At 53.6% G+C, this 1,660-nt stretch carries 1 protein-coding gene; it reads left to right on the top strand.

What is annotated here, in order from left to right; translation table 11 throughout:
* Positions 1-1,042 (top strand): AAA family ATPase (locus ACXJKH_RS20065; protein WP_457321998.1); only part of this gene is annotated, 1,042 nt, incomplete at its 5' end.
* Positions 1,043-1,660: the final 618 nt, after the last annotated feature.

Below are 1,660 nucleotides of genomic sequence, written 5' to 3'. Positions count from 1 at the left end.
GATTGCACACACTTCCAGCAGCCACGAACGTAAGACTATCGGCATTTCCTGCAGCACTTCAGACCGATTTCCCTTAAAGAAGGACCTCTCCCCAGGATTTGAGAGTTTCATCTATGAGGGTGCACGCACCTCAGAGCAGACGGCAAACCTGAAGAGATTCGCGACTGACGTCTGTCGTAAATTCATCCAGATTCATCGTTGCCCTACGCGCCTTGGTGTTTTCAACGACGTGCTCGGCCTCATAGATTTCAATGCCCGCCGCTACTTGATGCCGCTGAAGTCTTCAGGGAGTGGCATGAACGCGCATAGAGACCGGATCTTTGAGCGCACGATCGAGGTAGGAGGTGATGCCTCTCTCAATCAGGAGCTAACCGAGAACATCAATGTAGCAGGCATGCAGATTGCCCTCATGCGTTCAGAGTCAAACGGTGTCATCACACCGTTCCATGATCTCAGTTCTGGCGAACAGCAGATTGTGAGCTTGGTTGTTAAGATCATAGCGCATGCAGATCAGCAATGTTTGATCCTTGTGGACGAGCCCGAGATTAGTCTCCACGTGGGCTGGCAGAGAGTTCTACCGAGAGTACTCTCCGTGATCAGCCACGCATTCTCATGCAGCATACTAGTCGCCACACATTCGCCCTTACTGATCTCGAGCGTCTCTGACGGTCAGAGCTTTTGCTTTTCCGCGAGTAAGCAGCGCCTTACTCCCATTAAACCTTCCGATSGAAGGTCCGTCGAGAGCGTCCTCTTCAACGGCTTTCATACTCATACAGCCAACAACCGTATGGTCCATGAGCGCTGCGCTGTGATCGTTGCTGACGCTATTGGGATCATGAATAGACAGACTCCGCATAAGGAGGAACTGCGTCCACTTTTGAGCGAGCTTGGTGAGATGCGCCGGCGGGTTCGCGAGGCGTCTGATCAGCTTGATGAGGCAGGAATTGAGCGAAGTCTCATGGTTATCCGGACTGCTCGCCAAGCATTACAGGAGCTGACGAGCGCCGTACCCGATGCTACCGAAGAGGAGGGTGCACGTTGAGGACACTACCTGGCAGCCGCGTCAAGATCGACGAGGAAGCGGCATACTTAGCAGTGTGCCACGATGTCGTAAGGAACAGGACTGACGTACAGGAGATTCTCGAACGCGAGAAATTCTTTGACGCCGCGGCGCGCCATAGCGCCGCCAATGAATGGTCGAATCTACGAGGCACCACATGGACGGGAACCCACGCGAACATCACAGGCATATCAATTATGTCTGCGCTGAGAGCTCACTTGTCTGGACTTCAGAGAGACAACTGCTGTTATTGCGGCCAGTCCATGCCACGTGGCGGCCACGCTAGGCAGCTGGAGCACGTCCTTCCGGCATCAGTGTACGGCCGTTTCTCTTTTCACTTCTGGAACATCTCGGTTGCGTGCGAGCGATGCAACCGCATCAAGGGAGATGGGTGCTATCAGCCTATTCCGCCATGCGCACTGGACTATCCCGAACACGATGAGTTCGTGGACTACTTCCATCCGCGCTTTCATTCGCTAGCTGATCACATCAAGCTCGGTCTGACTGGAACCATTGAGTACAGATACATCTACTTTGTTGGTCTATCCAAGCAAGGAAGGCAGCTGGTTGATGATGTGCTCCGAGAGGTAGCGCTGGAGG

The organism is Stenotrophomonas sp. P5_B8, assembly GCF_054049855.1.
This window is presented reverse-complemented; position numbering and strand designations above follow the sequence as displayed.